Below are 19145 nucleotides of genomic sequence, written 5' to 3' on the forward strand. Positions count from 1 at the left end.
CGCGCGTGTCTTGAAGGCCGGGCGTGAAGCTGCGGCTTGGGCGGGCGTGAGCCCGCCCGTCCGGGACCTGCCGGGCACGGGATCACGTGCCGTGCTTGACCTCGATGTGCTTGGCCTCGGCCTTCTCACGTCCGAGGCCCACGCTGATGGTGAGCATGCCGTTGGTGTAGTCGGCCTTGACGTCGTCCTCGTTGGCGCCCGGCGGCAGCGAGACGCTGCGGCTCATCGAGCCGTAGCGGATCTCACTGCGGTTCTTGTCCACATCGCGTTCGGTGCGCTCGGCCTTGACGGTCAGCACGCCTTCGCTGATGGCGACGTCGATGTCCTCGGCGGAGACGCCCGGAAGCTCCGCCCGCATGACGTACCGGTCGCCCTCCGTGTAGTCCTCGATGCGGACCGCGTAGAGGTCAGCCATCGTGGGCATCGCGAAACGCGCCGGGAAAGACTCGAACCACTCCGGAACGTCCGGGAACGGGAACCTCTGCCTGCGTGTGAGTGTGGCCATTGCCGTACCTCCAGGACTGCGGTTGCGGCTGTCGACATCTCCAGTCCACCGCATGCACCTGTCTCGGCACTGAGGCCGAACAGCCCATACCGAGGGGGACCTATAGTCCCTTTGGCACCTTTTCATCCACCGGTCACTGTCAGTCACGGACAAGACCCTGCTCACTGGGCCGGTCGGCCCATGCTTTCGCGCGGGCATTCGCCGAGACTGGTGAGGAGATGAAGGAGCGTCCTCGGCACCTGCTCCTCCCCGGCCCACCCAGTGGCGATCACCATGTCCGATGTCACCACCACCGATCTGTACGAGGTGACCATGGCCATGTCCTACCTGCGGGAGGACATGCGAGCCCCGGCCACCTTCAGCCTCTTTGTACGGGATCTGCCGCCCGGCCGGGGTTTCCTGGTCGCCGCGGGCCTCGAACCGGCCCTGGACTTCCTGGAGGGCTACCGCATCGAACGGGGCGATGTGGAGACGTTCGCGGCAGCCCTCCACCGGCCGCCCAAGGACCTCGAGCCGCTGCTGGGCCTGGCCTTCGACGGCGAGGTGCGTGCCGTCCCGGAGGGACACGTCGTCTTCCCCGGGGAGCCGTTGCTCGAAGTAACCGCGCCTCTCCCCGAGGCCCAGCTCGTCGAGACGTACCTGCTCAACCAGCTGTGCCATCAGACGGCGGTGGCGTCCAAGGCGGCACGCTGTGTCCTGGCGGCGGCCGGACGGCCCGTCGTGGACTTCTCGCTCCGCCGCACCCACGGCCCCGGGGCCGGGTGGCAGGCGTCCCGGCTGGGAGCTCTGGTGGGCTTCGCGGCCACCAGCAACGTGGCGGCGGCCCATGCCCTGGGCCTTCCGGCCACGGGCACCATGGCCCACTCCTACGTCGAGGCGTTCCCCGGTGAGGAGGAGGCGTTCCGCGCCTTCGCACGTACCCACCCCGGCCCGGTCACGTTCCTCGTGGACACCTACGACACCGACACGGGAGTGAGGGCCGCGGCCCGCGTCCTGAAGGAGATCCGCCGGGGGCCGGGTTGTGCCATCCGCTTGGACAGTGGCGACCTCGGAGAGCTGGCGCGGCGGGCACGCGCCACGCTCGACACCGTGGGGCTGGCCGATGTACGCATCGTCGCGAGCGGCGGGCTGGACGAGTACGCCGTCGCCGAACTGGTGCACAGCGGGGCCCCGATCGACGTGTATGCCGTGGGCACGAAGGTGGGCGTGGCCGCGGACGCGCCGTATCTGGACGCGGCGTACAAGCTCGTCGAGTACGACGGCCGCCCGGTCATGAAGCTGTCCTCGGCGAAGGCGACGGCCCCGGGCCGCAAACAGGTCTTCCGCTGCCCGGGACGGCCGGATGTGATCGGCCTGTGGGACGAGGACCCGCCGGGCGGGACACAACCGCTGCTGCGCACCGTCATGCGCGCCGGCCGGCGGACGGGCGCCCCCGACCGGTGGGAGTACGCACGGGCACGCCTCGCCCATGACATCGCCGCCCTTCCCGCCTCGGCCCGCAGGATCGACGATCCCGAGCCGCTGCACCCGCTCAGTTCCCTGGCGCTCGAGGATCTGACATCACGAGTGCGTGAAGAGACCGAAAGTCGGTTCTGCCCTGAACGCCTCGGCGTGTCCGGGAGCGGCGGGCATGCCGATCGGAAGCCCACGTCCCCGCGTCGACGAACTGCTGGAGGCGACCATGGCCCGACCCTCTGATCACCGGCCGATCGTGGTCGGTGTCGATCCCGACCCCGCGAAGCGGATGGCGCTGACCTGGGCGGCCGACGAGGCCGCACGGCGCCGGGTGCCTCTGCGTCTGGTTCACGCCGAGGGCGTACCGACCGTGGAGTTCCGGCGGTGGCAGGTGCCGCCCTCCTGGGAGGCCTGGAACCAGGTGATGCACGTGGCCGGCGAGCAGATGCTCAAGGACGCGGTGGCCTTCGCCGAGACCCGGCAACCGCAGGTCGAGGTGTCCGCGCTGCTGGCGGAGGGGAACGCTGCATGGGTCCTGCAGGAGCAGAGCCACGACGCCACCGCGGTCGTACTGGGCTCGCGGCACCTCAGCCGGGTGCGGGAGGTGTTCAGCTCCAGCTCGATCGCTCTCCCCGTCATGGCGCACGCCCACTGCCCCGTGGTGGTCGTGCCCGAGGCGGAGCACATCACCCAGCAGCCCGCCCACTTCGTCGTCGGCGTGGACGGCAGCGCGCATTCCGTCGCCGCCGTCGACTTCGCCTTCGAGGAGGCCGCCCTGCGCGGCGCGGCCCTGCGGGCCCTGTACGCGTGGCAGCCCGGACGGCTCGGGATTTTCGACGAACGCGCGGCGCAGCACGAGTGCCGCCGTCTGCTCTCCGAGACCGTCGCGGGCCGCCGCGCGGCGTACCCGGACGTCGAGCTGCACCACGAGCTGGTGATCGGCCATCCCGTGAAGGTGCTGGCCGAGCAGTCCACGCACGCGCTGGGCCTGGTGGTGGGCACCCGAGGACACGGCGGCTTCGCCGGCCTGCTGCTGGGCTCGGTGAGCCAGGGCGTGCTGCCTCACGCCCGCTGTCCCGTCATCGCCGTGCCGCATACGCCCGCGTGAGCCGGAACGGTTCGGGTCGGGCTGGAGCGCACCGTGCCGAGTGAGGACGCCCATGGCGGGCGGGAAGAAAACCCCGTTCTGACGAGGGCTCGTCCGGGCCGGCGTCTGATGGAGTCCGGGCTGTTGGCGTGACCGCGTGTGCTCTGCTCGGCGGCGGGATCGCATGGCTGCTGGGCCGCCACGACGCCGCCGACGCCTGCTGGGCCGCCGGCACCGCACTGGCCGTGGTACCTGCGGTCGCCTGGCATGACGATGTCCCTGGCCGCCATGACCGCCGCCCTCCTCGGACGGCTGTCACCCGCCCCGGGCGCTCTCCTCCAGGAAGCCATCGACGTGACCGTCATCCTCAACGCCCTCCGCGCGCTGCTCCCCGCACCCGGGAAGGACCCGGCACGCCCTGGGACCTGAGGCGGAAAGCCTCGTCCACCGGTTCGCCACCGAGCACGACGGCCTCAGGGGCACCCTCGACGCCATCGTCCACCGGTTCGCCACCGAGCACGACGGCCTCAGGGGCACCATCGACGCCATCCGGGAACCCGCAGGCCTCCTCACCACGGACCACGGTCCCGACGCCCTGGCCGCCGTACGCGAGATCGGAGACCACCGACACGATGAGCCGCGCCCACGCCGAGATCGAGCGCCTGGCCCACCGCATCGCCACCCATGTGCGCCTCGCCGACGAGCAGGGCGGACTCGGGCCGGAACAGCTCGACGGTCTGCGCGCCTCGCTGTACGACCTCCACACGATCCTCCGCCTCCATTTCGCGCAGGAGGAGAGCTACTTCTCGCTCGCACCGTGACGTCGCCTCCCTGGTGCTCAGCGTCGCGATGCCACGACGCGCGAGAGCGAGCGAAGAACGATAGAAGTGGAGTACAGGGTCGACGCGGCGAGGCGGACGCTTTGCCGGACCTGTGGCGTCGTCGGCGCCTACCCAAGGCCGCGGTGTCCGCGGGGGCAGAATGGGCGATGATCGACATGCACGGTGCCACCTCACTCGGTAGCGGCTCCGGTGCGCACCCGGATCCGGCCGTCTCGGCCACGGCAGTCGTCGATGCACAGGGAATCGTGACGGGATGGAGTGCGGGCGCCGAGCGCTTGCTCGGCTACCCGTACCAGGAGGTTGTGGGGCGTCCGGCGAACCGTCTGCTCGGTTCGGACACTGACGTCGGGAAGGCATTTCCCGCAGCCGCGGACGGGCGGACCAGGACGGCCCTGCTTCGGCACAGCGACGGCCGGCGCGTGGAACTGCAACTGCGGGCGTATCCCTCGTACGACCGCGAAGGCAACGCACAGCAACTCGTCGTGGCCACACTGCCCGAGAAGGCGCATCCGGACCTGGCGACGACGGAGGAGGCGTTCGCACAGTGCCACCTGCCCATGATCGTGTTCGACCGCGAGTTGCGGGCCCTGCGGGCGAGTGCCGGCGCCGAACGCGAACTCGGCCTCAGTGAAGACCGGATGTGCGGTCTGCGCATCACCGACATCCTGCCGCCGCACATCTGCGCGGCCGTCGAGGACGGCATGCGCCATGCGTTCGAGGCGGGGCGCCCCGCGCAGTTCCATGTACGTGGCAGAGCCCGGCCCGGAGCACGCGAGAGGATCTGGTCCTTCACCGTGTCCCCGCTCAAGACTCCGGGAGGGCAGGTGCGACACGTGGAGCTCACCGCGCTCGATGTCAGCGACCAGTACCTGGCTCGGGAGCGGCTCGCCCTCCTGAACGACGTCAGCACCCAGGTGGGCAGCACTCTGGACGTGATGTGCACGGCCCAGGAGATGGCCGAGGTGGCGGTGGGCCGGCTCGCCGACTTCGTGACCGTCGACCTGTTGGACTGCCTGTTCCGCGGTGTCGAGCCGACTGCTTCCGCCACGGGCACCGTTGCTCTGCGGCGTGCCGGGCAACAGTCCGTCCTTGCCGGCGTGCCCGAGGCAGTGATCAAGCTGGGGGATGTGGATTACTACCCGGAGTCCGCGCCTCCCGTCCGCTGCCTGGCCACCGGCCGGCCCTCGCTGCATCGCACCCTGGACGAGCCGATCCACGCATGGGCGGCAGCCGATCCCGAACGGTCAGGAGTGGTCCGGGCCTTCGGAATCCACTCGCTCATGGTCATCCCGCTGCGCGCCCGCGGTACCACCCTCGGCGTGGCTGTCCTCGTGCGCCACCGGCGCCAGGAACCCTTCGAGGAGGACGACCTGCTTCTCGCCGAGGAGATCGGCGCACGCGCCGCCGTCGCCGTGGACAACGCCCGCCGCTACACCCTCGAACGCACAACCGCTCTGGGCCTGCAGCGCAGCCTGCTCCCGCGCCGGCCCGCCGCCCAGCAGGCGGTCGAGGTCGCCCACCGCTATCTTCCGGCCCGCACCCGGGCAGGACTCGGGGGCGACTGGTTCGATGTGATCCCGTTGTCGGGTGCTCGGGTCGCGCTCGTCGTGGGCGACGTGGTGGGCCATGGCCTGCGTGCCTCCGCCACCATGGGGCGCCTGCGGACCGCCGTACGGACCCTTGCGGACGTGGACCTTCCGACGGACGAACTCCTCGTCCATCTCGACGACCTGGTCATCCACCTGGCGGCAGAGGAGGACACGACCTCCGAGCCCCGCCTCGAAATCTCCACCGAACTCGTCGCCACCTGCCTGTACGTCGTCTACGACCCGGTCTCGCGCCGCTGCACAGCCGCAACCGCGGGCCATCCGCCGCCCGTCGTCGTCACTCCCGACGGCGCGGCGGACTTCGTCGACATTCCGCCGGGCCCACCACTGGGGATGGGCGGTCTGCCCTTCGAAACGGTGGAGTGGGAACTGCCCCCGGACAGCCTCCTCGCGCTGTATACGGACGGCCTGGTAGCAGGGACCCAGCACGACCTGAGCAAGGGCCTCGCCCTGCTGCGCCAGTGCCTGGAACAGCCCGCCCACTCCCTGGGGGCCGTCTGCGACAGCCTGATCCAAACTCTGCTCCCCGCACAGCCTCAGGACGATGTCGCCCTGCTCGTCGCCCGTAACCGAGCCTTCGACATCGGCCAGGTCGCCACGTGGGACCTGCCGTCCGACCCTGCCGCGGTGGCCGATGCCCGTGCCGATGTCCTGGCTCGACTGGCGGATTGGCGGCTGGGCGATGTGGCGTTCACCGCTGAACTGGTGGGCAGCGAACTCGTCACCAACGCGATCCGCTACGGGCAACCGCCCATCCGGTTGCGTCTGATCCGCGACACAGTCCTCATCTGCGAGGTCTCCGACAGCAACAGCACCGCCCCGCACCTGCGGCGGGCCCGCACCTTCGACGAAGGCGGCCGTGGCCTGCTGCTGGTCGCCCAGTTCGCCGAGCGCTGGGGGACGCGCCACCATGCCCGGGGGAAGACGATCTGGGCCGAGATCGAGCTTCCCGACGGGCGAGTGTGAGGGCACCCGTCGCCTTGGTCCAACTCCGACTCACGCAGTCCCCCGGCCGATGCCGGGCTCCTCGTTGCCGGGCGTCGATTCGGCCGAGCGGTCTCCGCCACCGGGAACGCGGGCCACTGGGGGCACCGGCAGCAGATCGGCGCCTCCGGACCCCGGAAGGCGTCCGTCTCCTTCCCGACGATCCTGCCGATCTTGCTGTTCGTGCCGGAGAACCTCCAGGACGGCGGAGCCGTCCACGGTCTCCCGGGTGACGAGCAGGTCGGCGAGCCGGTCCAGGGCCGGGCGGTGGTCCCGCAACAGGCCCGTGGCCCGCTCCTCGGCCTCGCGCAGCAGGCGCGCTGCTTCCTCGTCGATGATCCGCTGGGTCTGTTCCGAGTACGGCTGCCGAGTGGGCTCCTCGGCGGTCTCGCCCAGGTAGCGCGGGTTCGCGGAGGCGTAGCCGACCGGGCCGAGCGCCCGGGACAGACCGAAGTCCCGCACCATGCGGGTGGCGATATGCGTGGCCCCGGCCAGGTCGTTGGCGGCGCCGCTCGATCCCTCGCCGAAGACGACGAGTTCCGCCGCCCGGCCGCCGAGCCGGACCGCGAGCAGGTCGGTCAGATAGCCCTCGCTGTACAGGTGGCGTTCGGCCTCCGGAAGCTGCTCGGTGACCCCCAGCATCATACCCGACGGCAGGACGGTGACCTTGGCGACCGGGTCGGCGTGCTCGCACAGCGCGGCGACCAGGGCATGCCCTGATTCGTGCACGGCGACGGCATGGCGTTCTTCGGGCAGCAGGGCGTTGGACGCCTCGCGGCGGCCGAGCAGGACGCGGTCTCGGGCGGCGTCGAGGTCGTCCGGCTCGATCTGCACGCGGTCGGCCCGTACGGCGTTGATGGCGCCCTCGTTGACCAGGTTGGCGAGGTCCGCGCCGGAGAAGCCCGGAGTGGCCCGGGCGACGGTGTCGAGGTCGACGTCGGGGGCGAGGATCTTGCCGCGGGCGTGGACCCGGAGGATGGCGGCGCGCTCCATCTGGTTGGGCAGCGGCACGGTGACCTGGCGGTCGAAGCGGCCGGGGCGCAGCAGGGCGGGGTCCAGGGCCTCGGGACGGTTGGTGGCGGCGAGGACGACGATGCCGGTGGACTGGTCGAAGCCGTCCATCTCGGCCAGCAGCTGGTTGAGGGTCTGTTCCCGTTCGTCGTTGCCGCCGATGTGCCCGCCGCCGGCGCGCCGTGCGCCCACGGCGTCGATCTCGTCGATGAAGATGATGGAGGGCGCGCGTTTGCGGGCCTCGTCGAACAGGTCCCGCACCCGGGAAGCACCGACTCCGACGAACATCTCGACGAAGGCCGACCCCGTCACCGACAGGAACGGCACATCGGCCTCCCCGGCGACGGCACGGGCGAACAGTGTTTTGCCGGTGCCGGGCGGCCCCACCATGATCACTCCGCGGGGGCCCTTGGCGCCGGCCGCCGCGTAGCGCGACGGGTTGCGCAGGAAGTCGACGACCTCACTGATCTCCTGCTTCACCCCGTCGTACCCGGCCACGTCGTCGAACCTGGTGGTGGGCCGCTCCGCCTCGATGATCTTCGCCCGGGAACGGCCGATGGCGCTGAGGCCGCCGGTCACCGAGCGCGCGGCGCGACGTCCGAACCACAAGAAGAGCCCGATGAAGAGCAGCATCGGCAGGAAGGCGACCAGGAGCGACCCGAACGGGTTGCTGCCGCCCTTGCTCTGTGAGGCGGTGATCTGCACGTGCTCGGCCTGGAGCTGCTGCTGCAACTGTCCGGTGCCCAGTGCCGTGGGGATCTGCGTGGTGAACTTCGTACCGTTCTTCAGCGTGCCGCTGACCGCCCCCTTGTCGTTGATGTCGACGGTCTTCACCTGGCCCACGCCGACCTTGGCGGCGAAGGCGCTGTAGGACAGGTGGGCCGGCGGGGTCCCTGACGGCGCGCGGACGAGCAGGAGGACGACCAGGAAGACCACCCAGGCCACGGGCAGGATCCACCACTGCCAGCCCGAACGCGGCGGTTGCTGCGTGGGCGGCTTCGGGGGTTCCCGCGGCGGCCCGGACTTGGCGGGCGGCGTGAGATGCCGGTGCGGCATACGCACTCGCGTGATCACAGTGCACCGCCTCCTCCGACGGGCCTGATGTCACCTTGTCCCACCAGTCCACCACATCGGCAGCGCGCTCCGATCACGGCGCCGGCCCGCGTTTCGTGGAACCCGGTGCGCGAGGCCTCGCACCCGATACGACCGATCACGGCAGCTCCGGCACGACCGCCACCGGGCATTGGGCATGGTGGAGCAGCATGTGTGCCACCGGGCCCAGTTGAAGCCCTGGGTGGCCGCGACGACGCCGTACGCCGATGATCACGAGGTCGGCGGCGGCCGACCGGTTCATGAGGACCCTCCAGGCCTGTCCCTCGACCGGGGACCGGCACACCCGGACGTCCGGATGGTCCGGCGCGGTGTCCTGCAGCAGGGCGTCGATCAGTGTGGAAGCCCGCTCCTCGTGGTAGAGGGCGGGATTCCCGGCGAGCAGGGGGTGCTCGACGGGTTCGTGCGCGGGAAGGCGCCAGGCACGGACGACGTCCAAGGCACAGTCTCGCGCCTCGGCCTCGCGAAAGGCGAACCGCACCGCTGCGCCGCTCGTTCCCGGTTCTCCGGCACCGAGAACGATCCGCCCGCGTGGGCGCTCCAGTGCTGCCGGGTCACCGCGGATCACGATGACCGGACAGGAAGCGCGACCCGCCACGGTCAGACTCACCGAGCCGAGCAGCAGTCCCTTCAGCTCACCACGGCCACGGCAGCCCGTCACCAGGGCCATGGCGTTGTTGCTTTCCTGCAGCAGGGCGACCACAGGGTCTTCCGGCAGCACATCGCCGATGACCTTGACGTCCGGGTTGCGGCACTCGACGCGCTCCACCGCGGTGGCGACGATGTTGTCCGCCAGCGCCTGAGGCGCCGGGCGCTGGAGGCTGCCCGAGGGCACAAGGCTTTCGTACCGCTCCCACAAGGACGCGTACACAAGCCGCAACGGCAGGCCGTACCGGGCCGCCTCGTCCGTCGCCCAGTCCACCGCCATCAGGCTGGAACCGGATCCGTCGACGCCTACCACCAAGGGCCGTTCCATGGTTCCCACCGCCTTTCGTGCGGTTGCGGAACCCACGGCACGCAGGTCCCATCTGCCACCGTCACACCTGCCGGGACGCCGCGAGAGGGTCGATCGGTCCCTTGTCGGCGGCATTCGGCCCAAGTCGTGGGTGCCTGTCCGGAGTGCCCTGGTCGGATTGGTCCCGCAAGGGTCCGGGTGGCCCTGCCCTGGGCGCGACGCACCCCCGCCCTTCGGGTGATTCCCGGCCTGTCGGGGTGTCGCACACCATCCCGGCGTGAGAGTCCCAACACCTTGAGGACTGACCGATCGTGCGACGTCACGCAGCCCGGCACGCTCGCATCCGCAGCGTACGCGGAGGTCAGGAGGACCCCATGGACATGCCCTATATCAATGAGTGCGCGGTGGAGTCGTGCTCGTACAACGTCGGCAGCGCGTGCCACGCCCTGGCCATCACCGTCGGCGATCCCCCGCACGCCCGGTGCGACACGTTCTTCATCACCTCCTTCAAGGGCGGTGACCCGGCCGCCACCGGGCAGGTCGGGGCGTGCAAGATGACCGATTGCCGGCACAACTCCCGACTCGAATGCCAGGCGGCGGGCATCGCGGTCGGCCCCGGGCACGGGGGCGCCGACTGCCTGACCTACAGCCCGCGCTGAGGAGCCATCGTATGAAGGTGTCCGAGGTGATGAGCGCTCCAGCGGTTGCTGTCCCCCCTCAGACCTCATTGGCGGAGGCGGCCCGGCAGATGGACGAATACGGGGTCGGTTCCGTGCTCGTCGTCGAGGGCGGGGCGCTGCGCGGCATCGTCACCGACCGCGACCTTGCCGTGCGTGGGCTGGGCAACGGCCTGGACACCGAGGCGCGGGTGGATGCGGTGATGTCGCCGCAGGTCATCACGCTGGACGTGTCCGACGACATCCACGTGGCGTATCGGACCCTCCGTCGGGCCGGTGTGCGGCGCCTGCCCGTCCGCGACGGGCACCGGGTCGTGGGAATGCTGACAGTGGACGACCTGCTCCTGGACGTGTTTCAGCGCATGGCCGACCTCCTCGGGCCGGTTGCCTGGAGCATCCTCGAAGAGCCACCCGGTCCGCCCTCGGCGGACAGCTTTTCGCACGAAACCTGAACCGGCCCGCACAGACTGCGAGGACGGTCCTGGTGCCCCGGATACGTCACGGACAAGGTGCCCGCCGATGGGAACCGGAACCGAAGTTCTGACCCCGCCGGGAGACGGCGGCCACGGGCCGCCTTCGGCCGGCGAGGCAGGCTCCTGTGTGCAGACACGGCCGGCCGGGGACGTCTTCGCCGTACTGGACAGCTCTCCCCGCGGCCTCGCGTCGACCGAGGTGGCGGAGCGAGGGCTCGGTTCGGCACGAACGAGCTGCCGCGCGCGGGACCCAGGCATGTGTGGCCGCAGCCGGCCGCACCGTTCACCGGCCTCTTCGCGGTGGTGCTGAACGCCACGATCGGCTTCGCCCAGGAGCACTCGGCCGAACGCACGGCGGAGTCCCTGCGGGCGATGGTGCCGCACACGCGCCGGGGGCTGCGCGACGGGGAGCGGCGGGAGCTGCCCACGTGGGAACTGGTGCCGGGTGACGTCGTGGTCCTGGAGGCCGGGGACGCGGTGTCGGCCGACTGCCGTCTGGTGGAGGCACAGGAGGTGGCGGTGAACAACGCGGCGCTGACGGGCGAGAGCGACGCCGTCGCCCGTACCGGCGAACCGGTGGCGCCCGGCCCGGTGCTGGAGGCGCGCAACTGCGTGTTCATGGGCACCGATCTGGTCGCGGGCACGGGGAAGGCCGTGGTGTTCGCCGCGGGAGCGGCGACGGAGTTCGGGCGGATCTTGTCGTCAGCACATGTCCGGATGTGCTGTGCAGGTCCGGGGGCGGTGGCTGTGGTGCGGGCGAGGCACGGCGTCTTCGGCTATGACGCTTCCGGGCGGACGATCACCACGGGGCAGTTCGCGTGCTGCGCGACCTGGTGGCTGACGGACCCCAGAAGGGCGCGGGCGAAACCGCCTCGCCCCCGGCTGCCGACTACCAGGGCCTCGGCCCCCTCGGCCGCCTGCAGCAGCACGTCGGCGGGGTTGCCGCGCACCAGGTGTGCCTTGACCGAGGAGGGCAATTCCGCGCCCAGCACGTCCCTCAGCTCTTGGACCAGCCCTTGCCGGGCGTTGTCCTCGTCCAGGGCTGCGTCCACGACAGGACCCGACCAGCCGTACATCCCCGGCAGCTCCCACGCGGCCACGGCATCCACGCTCCCGCTGATCAGGTCGGCGTACCGTACGGCCCACCGCAGCGCGGCGTGCGAGGACGGCGACCCGTCGATGCCGACCACGACACGCGGCCCCGGGGCGTTCCTGCTCATGAGTCTCACCTCTCCTGTGGCCCTGTCGGCGGCCAGGCTCACCGCGCCTCTCCCGTCCACGCTGCGCGAGTCGGCGGCGGCCCGCCAGACGAGGGCGGCCCAGGGCATGGCTCGGGTGACGCCTGGTGACTGGCCAGGGCGTCGTGGAACAGGTCGCTGCACATGGCCGGACACATGCCGGCCGGCACACCTTGGTCATTCCAGCCTGGCTGGTGCGTCCTGGGGCAGCAGCGCGGGCAGGGCGAGCGCGGCGGCGATGGGAAGGGCCACGACGATGGCCCGCGGGGGACCGCGCGTGTGGTGCACGTGGACGGCGCAGACCGCGACGGCCAGGATACCGACGGCGATCAGACCCCAGGTCACTGCCGCCATCGCCGCTCACCTCGGGGTGGCGGCCTGGTGCGGACCGCGGGCACCACCCGGCGGGTGGCTGCGGGCGGCTGTCCGGTGACAGAGCTTCGGCCGGAACGCGGGGGTACGGCGGGTACAGGGGGTCCACCGTGTGCGTACGGCGACCTCGCGTTCGGCGAACACCGCGATCGCGACAGCGACGCGTACGTGCCGTGGTTGCGCTGGTTCGTCGTCGGCCTCCTTCAGCGGAGGACGGAGGCCGCAAGCGATGCGGCCAGTGGTTCATGGTTTGGCGAGTGGGCCGGCGTGCAGGGCGTTCAGGCGGCGCCGGTACTCCTCCTCGTCGATCTCCCCGCGGGCGAACCGCTCACGGAGGATCTCCTCGGGCGTGGGCCTTGCGGGGGTGTGGGTGTGCTCCTGGGGCCGGTTGAGGGCGCGGAAGAGCAGCACGGCGATCGTGATGATCAGCGCCCAGAAAAGGATCATGCCGAACGACATCATGAACCAGCCCCACCCGCTGACGCCATGGTCGTACCAGAACATCATCGCCACTCACCTGCTTCGGCTGTTTCGGCGACCGCGTGGTGACGGGCACCCAAGGATTGTTCGCCTTGACTGCATCATGCCTCTGCCCCATGCCGCAGTCCGGGGCCGGACGGTCCAGGGCCGATGGGCCATTCCGCCCCTACCGGGCAGGGGTACCCAGCCGCAGGCTGAAAGGTGGCCTCCGGGAGGCGAAGCTGCCATGAGTGTCGTGGAAATCGTCGTGGTCGTAGCTGGTGACCGTGACCGTACGGGGCGGCTGCAGCCCTGACGTGATCAAGGTCCGCCAGGGTGCGCCGGTGGAGCTGGTCTTCGACCGGCAGGAGGCCGGGGAGTGCACCTCCCGTGTGATCTTCCCCGACCTCAGGGTCGGTGCCGGTTTGCCCGCCCGCAGCGACCCCGCTCACGCCGAGGAGAAGTTCAACGAGCTCACCGACACCATGCGCCGGACATTGCGCTTTTAGCGGGGCTGGGTCCCGAGGCCCTCCTGGGTGCCCGAACGGCCCCACTTCACGACCTGGCTCAATGGCCCATCCTTGAAGTGGGACTCCATGCCCCGACGCAAGAAGGACGTCGGCGGAAGCCAAGGCAGGTGAGGAGTGATCGAGCATGCAGGCACATGCGGGTGACGTACTGCGGTTCACCGGCAGGACCGTGGGCACACCGGAACACCATGCCACCATCACGGAGGTACTCGGCCGGAACGGGGAACCGCCGTACCGAGTGCGCTACGACGACGGTCACGAGACCGAGATCTTTCCCGGCCCCGGATGCGTGATCGAGACCCGCCCGGCAAGCGATGCCTCGTCCGGGCATCCGCGGCGGGAGCGGCGGTGACCACGCTCGCCGGAGCCGGCCCAGAGCCGGAGCGGGCCGCGTGCGGCGCCAGGCTGCCGTCGCACCGACTGGTGCGTGGTGCCGCCGCGGTGCGGCCGGGGAGCGGCAGGGATCGGGAGAGCGCCCGGAATGCCGCCAACGGATGGCTACTGCTGCCCAAGGCCGGGTGGAGACGCGTCGACACCATTCGTGTGCGCCGCCTGTTCGGCTGAAGCGGCAGACGGCTGCCGGGCCCCTGCGCGCCTCGCTCTGGCTCAGGGGCCGACATCCGACGCCGACCCCGCGCACCTGTGCGAGCAGGCCATCCGCAACCACGACCCGTGCATCTCGTGCTCGGCCCACTTCCTGGACCTCGACATCGAACAACGCCCCTGCCCTCGCTGACCACCGGAGTGCCTGCGAACGCGTTCGGCCCGTCGGGCATCCTGGGGGTGAGCCGGCGACACGGTGAGGGGAGCTGTGGTGGAGGAGCGCGCGCGGGATTCGCGTGAAGTGGAGACGTCCGGGATGTCTTCACAGCTGCGGCTGGATGCACTGCTGGACGACCTTCAACAGCAGGTGGCGCAGGTCCGGGCGGCCCAGGACCGCGTCCACACGTTGCTGGACGCGGTATTGGCGGTCGGATCGGACCTGGACCTGGAGGTGGTGCTGCACCGCATCGTGGAGTCGGCGGCCACCCTGGTCGACGCCCGGTACGGGGCACTCGGCGTGCTGGGTGAGGAAGGCACCATCCAGCAGTTCCTCACGGTCGGCATCGATGAGGAGGCCATCGCCCGCATCGGACACTACCCGCGCGGCGAGGGCATCCTGGGCCTGCTCATCCGTCACCCGGAGCCGCTGCGCCTGGCGAACCTGGCGGAGCATGCGGCGTCCGTCGGTTTCCCGGCCGGACACCCGCCGATGACCAGCTTCCTGGGCGCCCCCATCCGGGTGCGCGACCAGGTGTTCGGGAACCTGTACCTGACCAACAAGAAGAGCCGCACGGAGTTCGACACCGACGACGAGGCGGTGCTGCGCACCCTGGCCGCGGCGGCCGGTGTGGCGATCGACAACGCCCGGCTGTACGAGGACGCGCACCGCCGACAGCGGTGGCTGGCGGCCAGCAACGAGCTCACCCGCAGCCTCCTGTCCGGCGCGGATCCCGCGGCCGTGCTGGAGTCCTTCACCGCCACCGTACGGGAGATGGCCTGCGCGGACCTGGTCACCCTGGCCGTGCCGGTCGGCGACAACGGCGAGCTGGTCGTCGAGGCCGCCGCGGGCGCGCGGGCCGAGGAGGTCCGCGGGCTGCTGTTGCCCGCCTCGGCACTGGCCGCAAAGGTCTACACATCCGGGGAGACGATCACCTGCGAGGCCGTGAGTGCCGACCCGCGCGCCGAGGGCGGCAGCGCCTCGGTGGTGGAGCTCGGGCCCGCGTTCTTCATACCGCTCGGCACCCGGGAGCATGTGCGCGGAGTGTTGCAGGTGGCGAACGTACCGAGCGGCTCCCGCTTCACCGACGCCGTGGTCGACATGGTCACCGGGTTCGGCAACCAGGCCGCGTTGGCCCTGGACGTCGCCGAACACCGGCGGGACACCGAGCGCATGGTCGTGCTCCACGACCGCGACCGGATCGCCCGGGACCTGCACGACCTGGTCATCCAGCGGCTGTTCGCCGGGGCGCTGTCGCTGCAGTCCGCGTTGGGCCGGGTCGCCGACCGGCCGCAGGTGGGCGAACGGGTCCAGCGGGTCGTGGACGACCTGGACGACACCATCAAGATCATCCGCTCCACCATCTACGCCCTGCGCGAGCGCGATCAGGCCCGTCGCGGCAGCGGGCTGCGCGCACAGCTGGTGGCGGCCACCGAACGGGCCACCGAATCGCTCGGCTTTGCCCCGGCGCTGCGCATGACGGGTCTGCTCGATACGGCCGTCTCCGCCGAACAGGCCGAGCAGCTGCTGGCCGTGCTCGGCGAGGCACTGTCCAACGCCGCCCGGCATGCGCACGCCACCACGGTCGACGTCAGCGTCGAGGTCACCGACGCCGCCCTGCGGCTGCGCGTGGCCGACAACGGCCACGGAATCGACCCGGCGGTCACCCGCCGCAGCGGCCTGGCCAACCTCCACGGGCGAGCGGAGGAAATGGGCGGCACGTTCAGCCTGACGTCGAACCAGCCGAGCGGCACCGTCCTCGAGTGGGGTGTCCCACTCTCCCCGACCGCCTGACGCTTCGCGCCCGCGACCGGACTCCTGAACGCTGACGCGCGGCTGGTCGGCACACTTCACATGCGCGCCTCAGTCGCCGCCGTGACCGCTGCTCAGCCGTCCCACGTCCAGTCGGCGACCTCCGGCATGTCCATGCCGTGCTCGCGGATCCAGACGTGGTGGCGCTGGCGGGCGTCCTCCATGTGCTGACGTACGGCCGCCGAGCGGACCGCGAGGCCGGGGACGCGGTCGATGACGTCCATCACGAGGCGGTAGCGGTCGAGGTCGTTGCGGACCACCATGTCGAACGGCGTGGTCGTGGTGCCGATCTCCTTGTAGCCGCGCACGTGCAGATGATGGTGACCGGTGCGCCGGTAGGCCAGGCGGTGGATCAGCCACGGGTAGCCGTGGTAGGCGAAGATCACCGGCTTGTCGGGGGTGAACAGCCCGTCGTACTCGAAGTCGGTCATCCCGTGGGGGTGTTCCTCACTGGGCAGCAGCCGCGCGATGTCCACGACGTTCACGACCCGCACGGCCAGCTCGGGCAGGTGCCGGCGCAGCAGCTGGGCGGCGGCCAGCACCTCCTGGGTGGGCACGTCGCCCGCGCAGGCCAGCACCACGTCCGGTTCCCGCGAGCCGTCCTCGGTTCCGGCCCACTCCCAGATGCCCGCGCCGCGCGCACAGTGCACCTTCGCTTCCTCCATCGACAGCCAGTCGAAGCAGGGCTGCTTGCCGGCCACGATCACGTTCACGTAGTCCTTGCTGCGCAGCACGTGGTCGGCCACCGACAGCAGGGTGTTGGCGTCCGGCGGCAGGTAGACCCGTACCGCCTCCGGGCTCTTGTTGAGGATGTGGTCGACGAAGCCGGGGTCCTGGTGGGAGAAACCGTTGTGGTCCTGCCGCCACACATGCGAGGTCAGCAGGTAGTTGAGCGAGGCGATGGGGGCCCGCCACGGCAGACGGCGGGTGGTACGCAGCCACTTGACGTGCTGGTTGACCATCGAGTCGACAATGTGGACGAATGCCTCGTAGCACGAGAACAGCCCGTGCCGGCCGGTGAGGAGGTAGCCCTCCAGCCAGCCCTGGCAGGTGTGTTCGGACAGGATCTCCATCACCCGGCCGTGCCGGTCGAGGTGTTCGTCCACGTCTAGTGTGCCGGCCTGCCAGGCTTTGCCGCTGGCCGCGTAGACGGCCTGAAGACGGTTGGAGGCCGTCTCGTCGGGGCCGACGAGGCGGAAGTCGCGGCGATCGGCGGTGGCCTGCATGACGTCCTGCAGCAGGTCGCCGAGGACGCGGGTCGGCTCGTGCAGGGTGGCGCCCGGCTTGTCGACCTCGATGGCGTGCCGCTCCAGCGGCGGCAGGGGCAGCTCGCGCAGCAGCAAGCCACCGTTGGCGTGGGGAGTGGCGCCCAGCCGGCGCGCCCCCTCGGGGATGCAGGCCAGCACGTGGGGGCGCGGGGCGCCCTGCTCGTCGAACAGCTCCTCCGGCCGGTACGAACGCATCCACTGCTCCAGCAGCCGCAGGTGCTCGGGATTGTCCCGGACGGCGGCCAGCGGAACCTGATGAGAGCGCCAGGTGCCCTCCACGGGCAGGCCGTCGACCTCGGCAGGGCCGGTCCACCCCTTCGGGGTGCGCAGCACGATCACCGGCCAGCGCGGCCGCTCGGTGACACCGTCCTCGCGGGCGGCGCGCTGGAGCGCGGCGATGCGGTCCAGGGCGGTGTCCATGGCCTGTGCCATCGCGCGGTGCACGACCGCCGGGTCGTCACCGGTGACATGGATCGGATCGTGGCCGTAGCCCTTGAGCAGGTGGTCGAGCTCGGCCTCGGGGAGCCGGGCCAGCACCGTCGGGTTCGCGATCTTGTAGCCGTTGAGGTGCAGGATCGGCAGGACGGCGCCGTCGTCCACCGGGTCGAGGAACTTGTTGGAGTGCCAGGACGCTGCCAGCGGTCCGGTCTCCGCCTCGCCGTCGCCGATCACGCAGGCGACCAGCAGGTCCGGGTTGTCGAGCGCGGCGCCGTAGGCGTGGGAGAGCGAATAGCCGAGTTCGCCGCCCTCATGGATCGAGCCGGGTGTCTCGGGCGCGACATGGCTGGGGACGCCGCCGGGGAAGGAGAACTGCCTGAAGAGCTGTGCCATGCCCGCCGCGTCGCGCGTGATGTCGGGGTACCTCTGCGAGTAGGAGCCCTCCAGCCAGGAGTTGGCGAGCACGGCGGGTCCGCCGTGACCGGGGCCCCAAATGCACAGGGCATCCAGGTCGCGGGCCCTGATGACGCGGTTGAGGTGGGTGTGCACCAGGTTCAGGCCGGGGGATGTGCCCCAGTGGCCCAGCAGTCGCGGCTTGATGTGTTCCGGGCGCAGCGGTTCGGTCAGCAGGGGGTTGGCCATGAGGTAGATCTGGCCGACGGAGAGATAGTTCGCGGCGCGCCAGTGGGCGTCCAGCGACCTCAGCTCGTCGTCCTCCAGCCGGGCAGGCGCCTGCTGTGTGTCGACGGACATCGGGATTCCTTCCGTGTCGGGACAGCGGTCGGGGTGTCGTGCGTGCCGGTCTGTACAACCCACCCTCCGCCGACGCGCCGGGTGCCCGACAGGGCCGTTCGGGCCACACCCCGCTCCGGAAGGAACCAAACGGAGCATCCCCGCCGCGGTTCGGCCCGCACGTCGGGCAGCCGGGCTGGACGTCCTGGAAGCGATCGAGGTGCAGCCGGAAGATTTCTCGGACCCCGGGATTTCTCCGGCGACCGTGGTCCGCATGGCAGCAGTCCGCCCGGCGGCAGAGGTTGCGCCGGGCGGACGGGTGGGACCAGGAGGGGGAGGTCAGGTCAGGTGGACGACTCCGGCATGCGGGTGCCGGCCCGGGCGCGAACCGCCTCGACGGCTTCCCACTGTTCGGTGCTCAGGTACGCCAGTGCGGCCGGGAAGACGCCGTCCTGTTCCTTGAGAATGTGGTCGCGCAGCAGATCGAGGGCCGCGATCAGCCGCGCCGGCCAGTCCGGGTCGGTCAGGAACGGTCCGTTCGCCTCGGCCAGCACTGCCTCGATACGGCGGTGCTCGTCCTCCAGTGCGGCGATCTTCTCGGGGAAGTCGGCGGCCAACGCCGCGAACAGGCCGTGCTCCTCCACCTGGGTGTGCGGGCCCAGCACGGCCGCCATCTCCCGGGCCAGCTCCGCCATGTACGCGATCTTGCCGTCACGGTGGGCGTCGCGCACCTGGCCGATGAGATTCACCACCGTCTCGTGCTCCAGGGTCAGCTGGTCGATGGATTCCAGTGCCTGGCAGCCGCAGTACTCACACATCGTGCGGTCCTC

Annotated in this window: 18 protein-coding genes and 1 pseudogene; 11 read left to right on the top strand and 8 right to left on the bottom strand. The window is 70.8% G+C overall.

The genetic code is table 11. The annotated features are described in order from the left end of the window. Positions 1–82: 82 nt before the first annotated feature. Positions 83–505: an Hsp20/alpha crystallin family protein gene (locus ABT186_RS27440; protein ID WP_351230645.1), complete on the bottom strand. Its 423-nt coding sequence runs from the start codon at positions 503–505 to the stop codon at positions 83–85. Between the two features lie 273 nt (positions 506–778). Here ABT186_RS27440 and ABT186_RS27445 point away from each other — a divergent pair, with 273 nt between their 5' ends. The 5 genes from ABT186_RS27445 to ABT186_RS27465 all read left to right on the top strand — a co-directional run bounded on the left by ABT186_RS27445 (position 779) and on the right by ABT186_RS27465 (position 6462). Next, entirely contained in the window at positions 779–2203 is a 1425-nt protein-coding gene (locus ABT186_RS27445; RefSeq protein WP_351927319.1) for a nicotinate phosphoribosyltransferase, read from the top strand. Next, entirely contained in the window at positions 2187–3068 is an 882-nt protein-coding gene (locus ABT186_RS27450) for a universal stress protein (protein WP_351230641.1), read from the top strand. The genes ABT186_RS27445 and ABT186_RS27450 overlap by 17 nt, the downstream gene beginning before the upstream one ends. Positions 3069–3314: 246 nt before the next feature. Beyond that, positions 3315–3476, top strand: a complete 162-nt coding sequence (locus ABT186_RS27455) for a hypothetical protein (RefSeq protein ID WP_351927321.1) — start codon at positions 3315–3317, stop codon at positions 3474–3476. Positions 3477–3679: 203 nt separating this feature from the next. Continuing rightward, positions 3680–3868, top strand: a complete 189-nt coding sequence (locus ABT186_RS27460) for a hypothetical protein (RefSeq protein WP_351230637.1) — start codon at positions 3680–3682, stop codon at positions 3866–3868. A 167-nt stretch (positions 3869–4035) separates the two neighbouring features. Beyond that, entirely contained in the window at positions 4036–6462 is a 2427-nt protein-coding gene (locus tag ABT186_RS27465; protein ID WP_351927323.1) for a SpoIIE family protein phosphatase, read from the top strand. Positions 6463–6492: 30 nt separating this feature from the next. Here ABT186_RS27465 and ftsH read toward each other — a convergent pair whose 3' ends face one another. Continuing rightward, positions 6493–8565: an ATP-dependent zinc metalloprotease FtsH gene (gene ftsH, locus ABT186_RS27470; RefSeq protein WP_351927325.1), complete on the bottom strand. Its 2073-nt coding sequence runs from the start codon at positions 8563–8565 to the stop codon at positions 6493–6495. Between the two features lie 136 nt (positions 8566–8701). Next, positions 8702–9577 (bottom strand): universal stress protein, encoded by an 876-nt coding sequence (locus ABT186_RS27475; protein ID WP_351927327.1) that lies wholly within the window; start codon positions 9575–9577, stop codon positions 8702–8704. A gap of 353 nt (positions 9578–9930) precedes the next feature. Between ABT186_RS27475 and ABT186_RS27480 the strand changes: the two genes are divergently transcribed. The 3 genes and pseudogenes from ABT186_RS27480 to ABT186_RS27490 form a co-directional block, all read left to right on the top strand. Continuing rightward, entirely contained in the window at positions 9931–10215 is a 285-nt protein-coding gene (locus ABT186_RS27480; RefSeq protein ID WP_351230629.1) for a DUF1540 domain-containing protein, read from the top strand. Between the two features lie 11 nt (positions 10216–10226). Then, on the top strand, positions 10227–10685 hold the full coding sequence (locus tag ABT186_RS27485; RefSeq protein ID WP_351230627.1) for a CBS domain-containing protein: 459 nt from the start codon (positions 10227–10229) through the stop codon (positions 10683–10685). Positions 10686–11078: 393 nt separating this feature from the next. Beyond that, positions 11079–11351, top strand: a pseudogene (locus tag ABT186_RS27490) (P-type ATPase actuator domain-containing protein); the annotation flags it as partial. A gap of 131 nt (positions 11352–11482) precedes the next feature. Here the strand turns inward: ABT186_RS27490 and ABT186_RS27495 are convergent. The 3 genes from ABT186_RS27495 to ABT186_RS27505 all read right to left on the bottom strand — a co-directional run bounded on the left by ABT186_RS27495 (position 11483) and on the right by ABT186_RS27505 (position 12823). After that, positions 11483–11926 (bottom strand): universal stress protein, encoded by a 444-nt coding sequence (locus ABT186_RS27495; RefSeq protein ID WP_351230625.1) that lies wholly within the window; start codon positions 11924–11926, stop codon positions 11483–11485. A gap of 195 nt (positions 11927–12121) precedes the next feature. Beyond that, positions 12122–12298, bottom strand: coding sequence for a hypothetical protein (locus ABT186_RS27500; RefSeq protein ID WP_351230623.1), 177 nt, complete (start codon positions 12296–12298; stop codon positions 12122–12124). 261 nt (positions 12299–12559) lie between these two features. Then, the gene (locus ABT186_RS27505; protein ID WP_351230621.1) at positions 12560–12823 is read right to left on the bottom strand and encodes an SHOCT domain-containing protein; all 264 of its coding nucleotides are present in this window, start codon (positions 12821–12823) and stop codon (positions 12560–12562) included. 233 nt (positions 12824–13056) lie between these two features. Between ABT186_RS27505 and ABT186_RS27510 the strand changes: the two genes are divergently transcribed. From ABT186_RS27510 to ABT186_RS27520, 3 genes are all read left to right on the top strand, one after another. Beyond that, positions 13057–13284 carry a hypothetical protein gene (locus tag ABT186_RS27510; RefSeq protein ID WP_351230619.1) on the top strand — a complete coding sequence of 76 codons (228 nt, stop codon included), beginning with the start codon at positions 13057–13059 and terminating at the stop codon, positions 13282–13284. A 145-nt stretch (positions 13285–13429) separates the two neighbouring features. Next, positions 13430–13657 (top strand): DUF1918 domain-containing protein, encoded by a 228-nt coding sequence (locus tag ABT186_RS27515; protein ID WP_351230617.1) that lies wholly within the window; start codon positions 13430–13432, stop codon positions 13655–13657. A gap of 507 nt (positions 13658–14164) precedes the next feature. Next, entirely contained in the window at positions 14165–15859 is a 1695-nt protein-coding gene (locus tag ABT186_RS27520; RefSeq protein ID WP_351927329.1) for a sensor histidine kinase, read from the top strand. A 92-nt stretch (positions 15860–15951) separates the two neighbouring features. On the opposite strand, the gene ABT186_RS27525 is transcribed toward ABT186_RS27520, so the two are convergent. Next, positions 15952–18336 (bottom strand): phosphoketolase family protein, encoded by a 2385-nt coding sequence (locus tag ABT186_RS27525; RefSeq protein WP_351230613.1) that lies wholly within the window; start codon positions 18334–18336, stop codon positions 15952–15954. Between the two features lie 323 nt (positions 18337–18659). Further along, positions 18660–19133, bottom strand: coding sequence for a hemerythrin domain-containing protein (locus ABT186_RS27530; RefSeq protein WP_351230611.1), 474 nt, complete (start codon positions 19131–19133; stop codon positions 18660–18662). Positions 19134–19145: the final 12 nt, after the last annotated feature.

Origin of the sequence: Streptomyces sp. NPDC001634, assembly GCF_040298185.1 — a bacterium.
GTDB lineage: Bacteria > Actinomycetota > Actinomycetes > Streptomycetales > Streptomycetaceae > Streptomyces.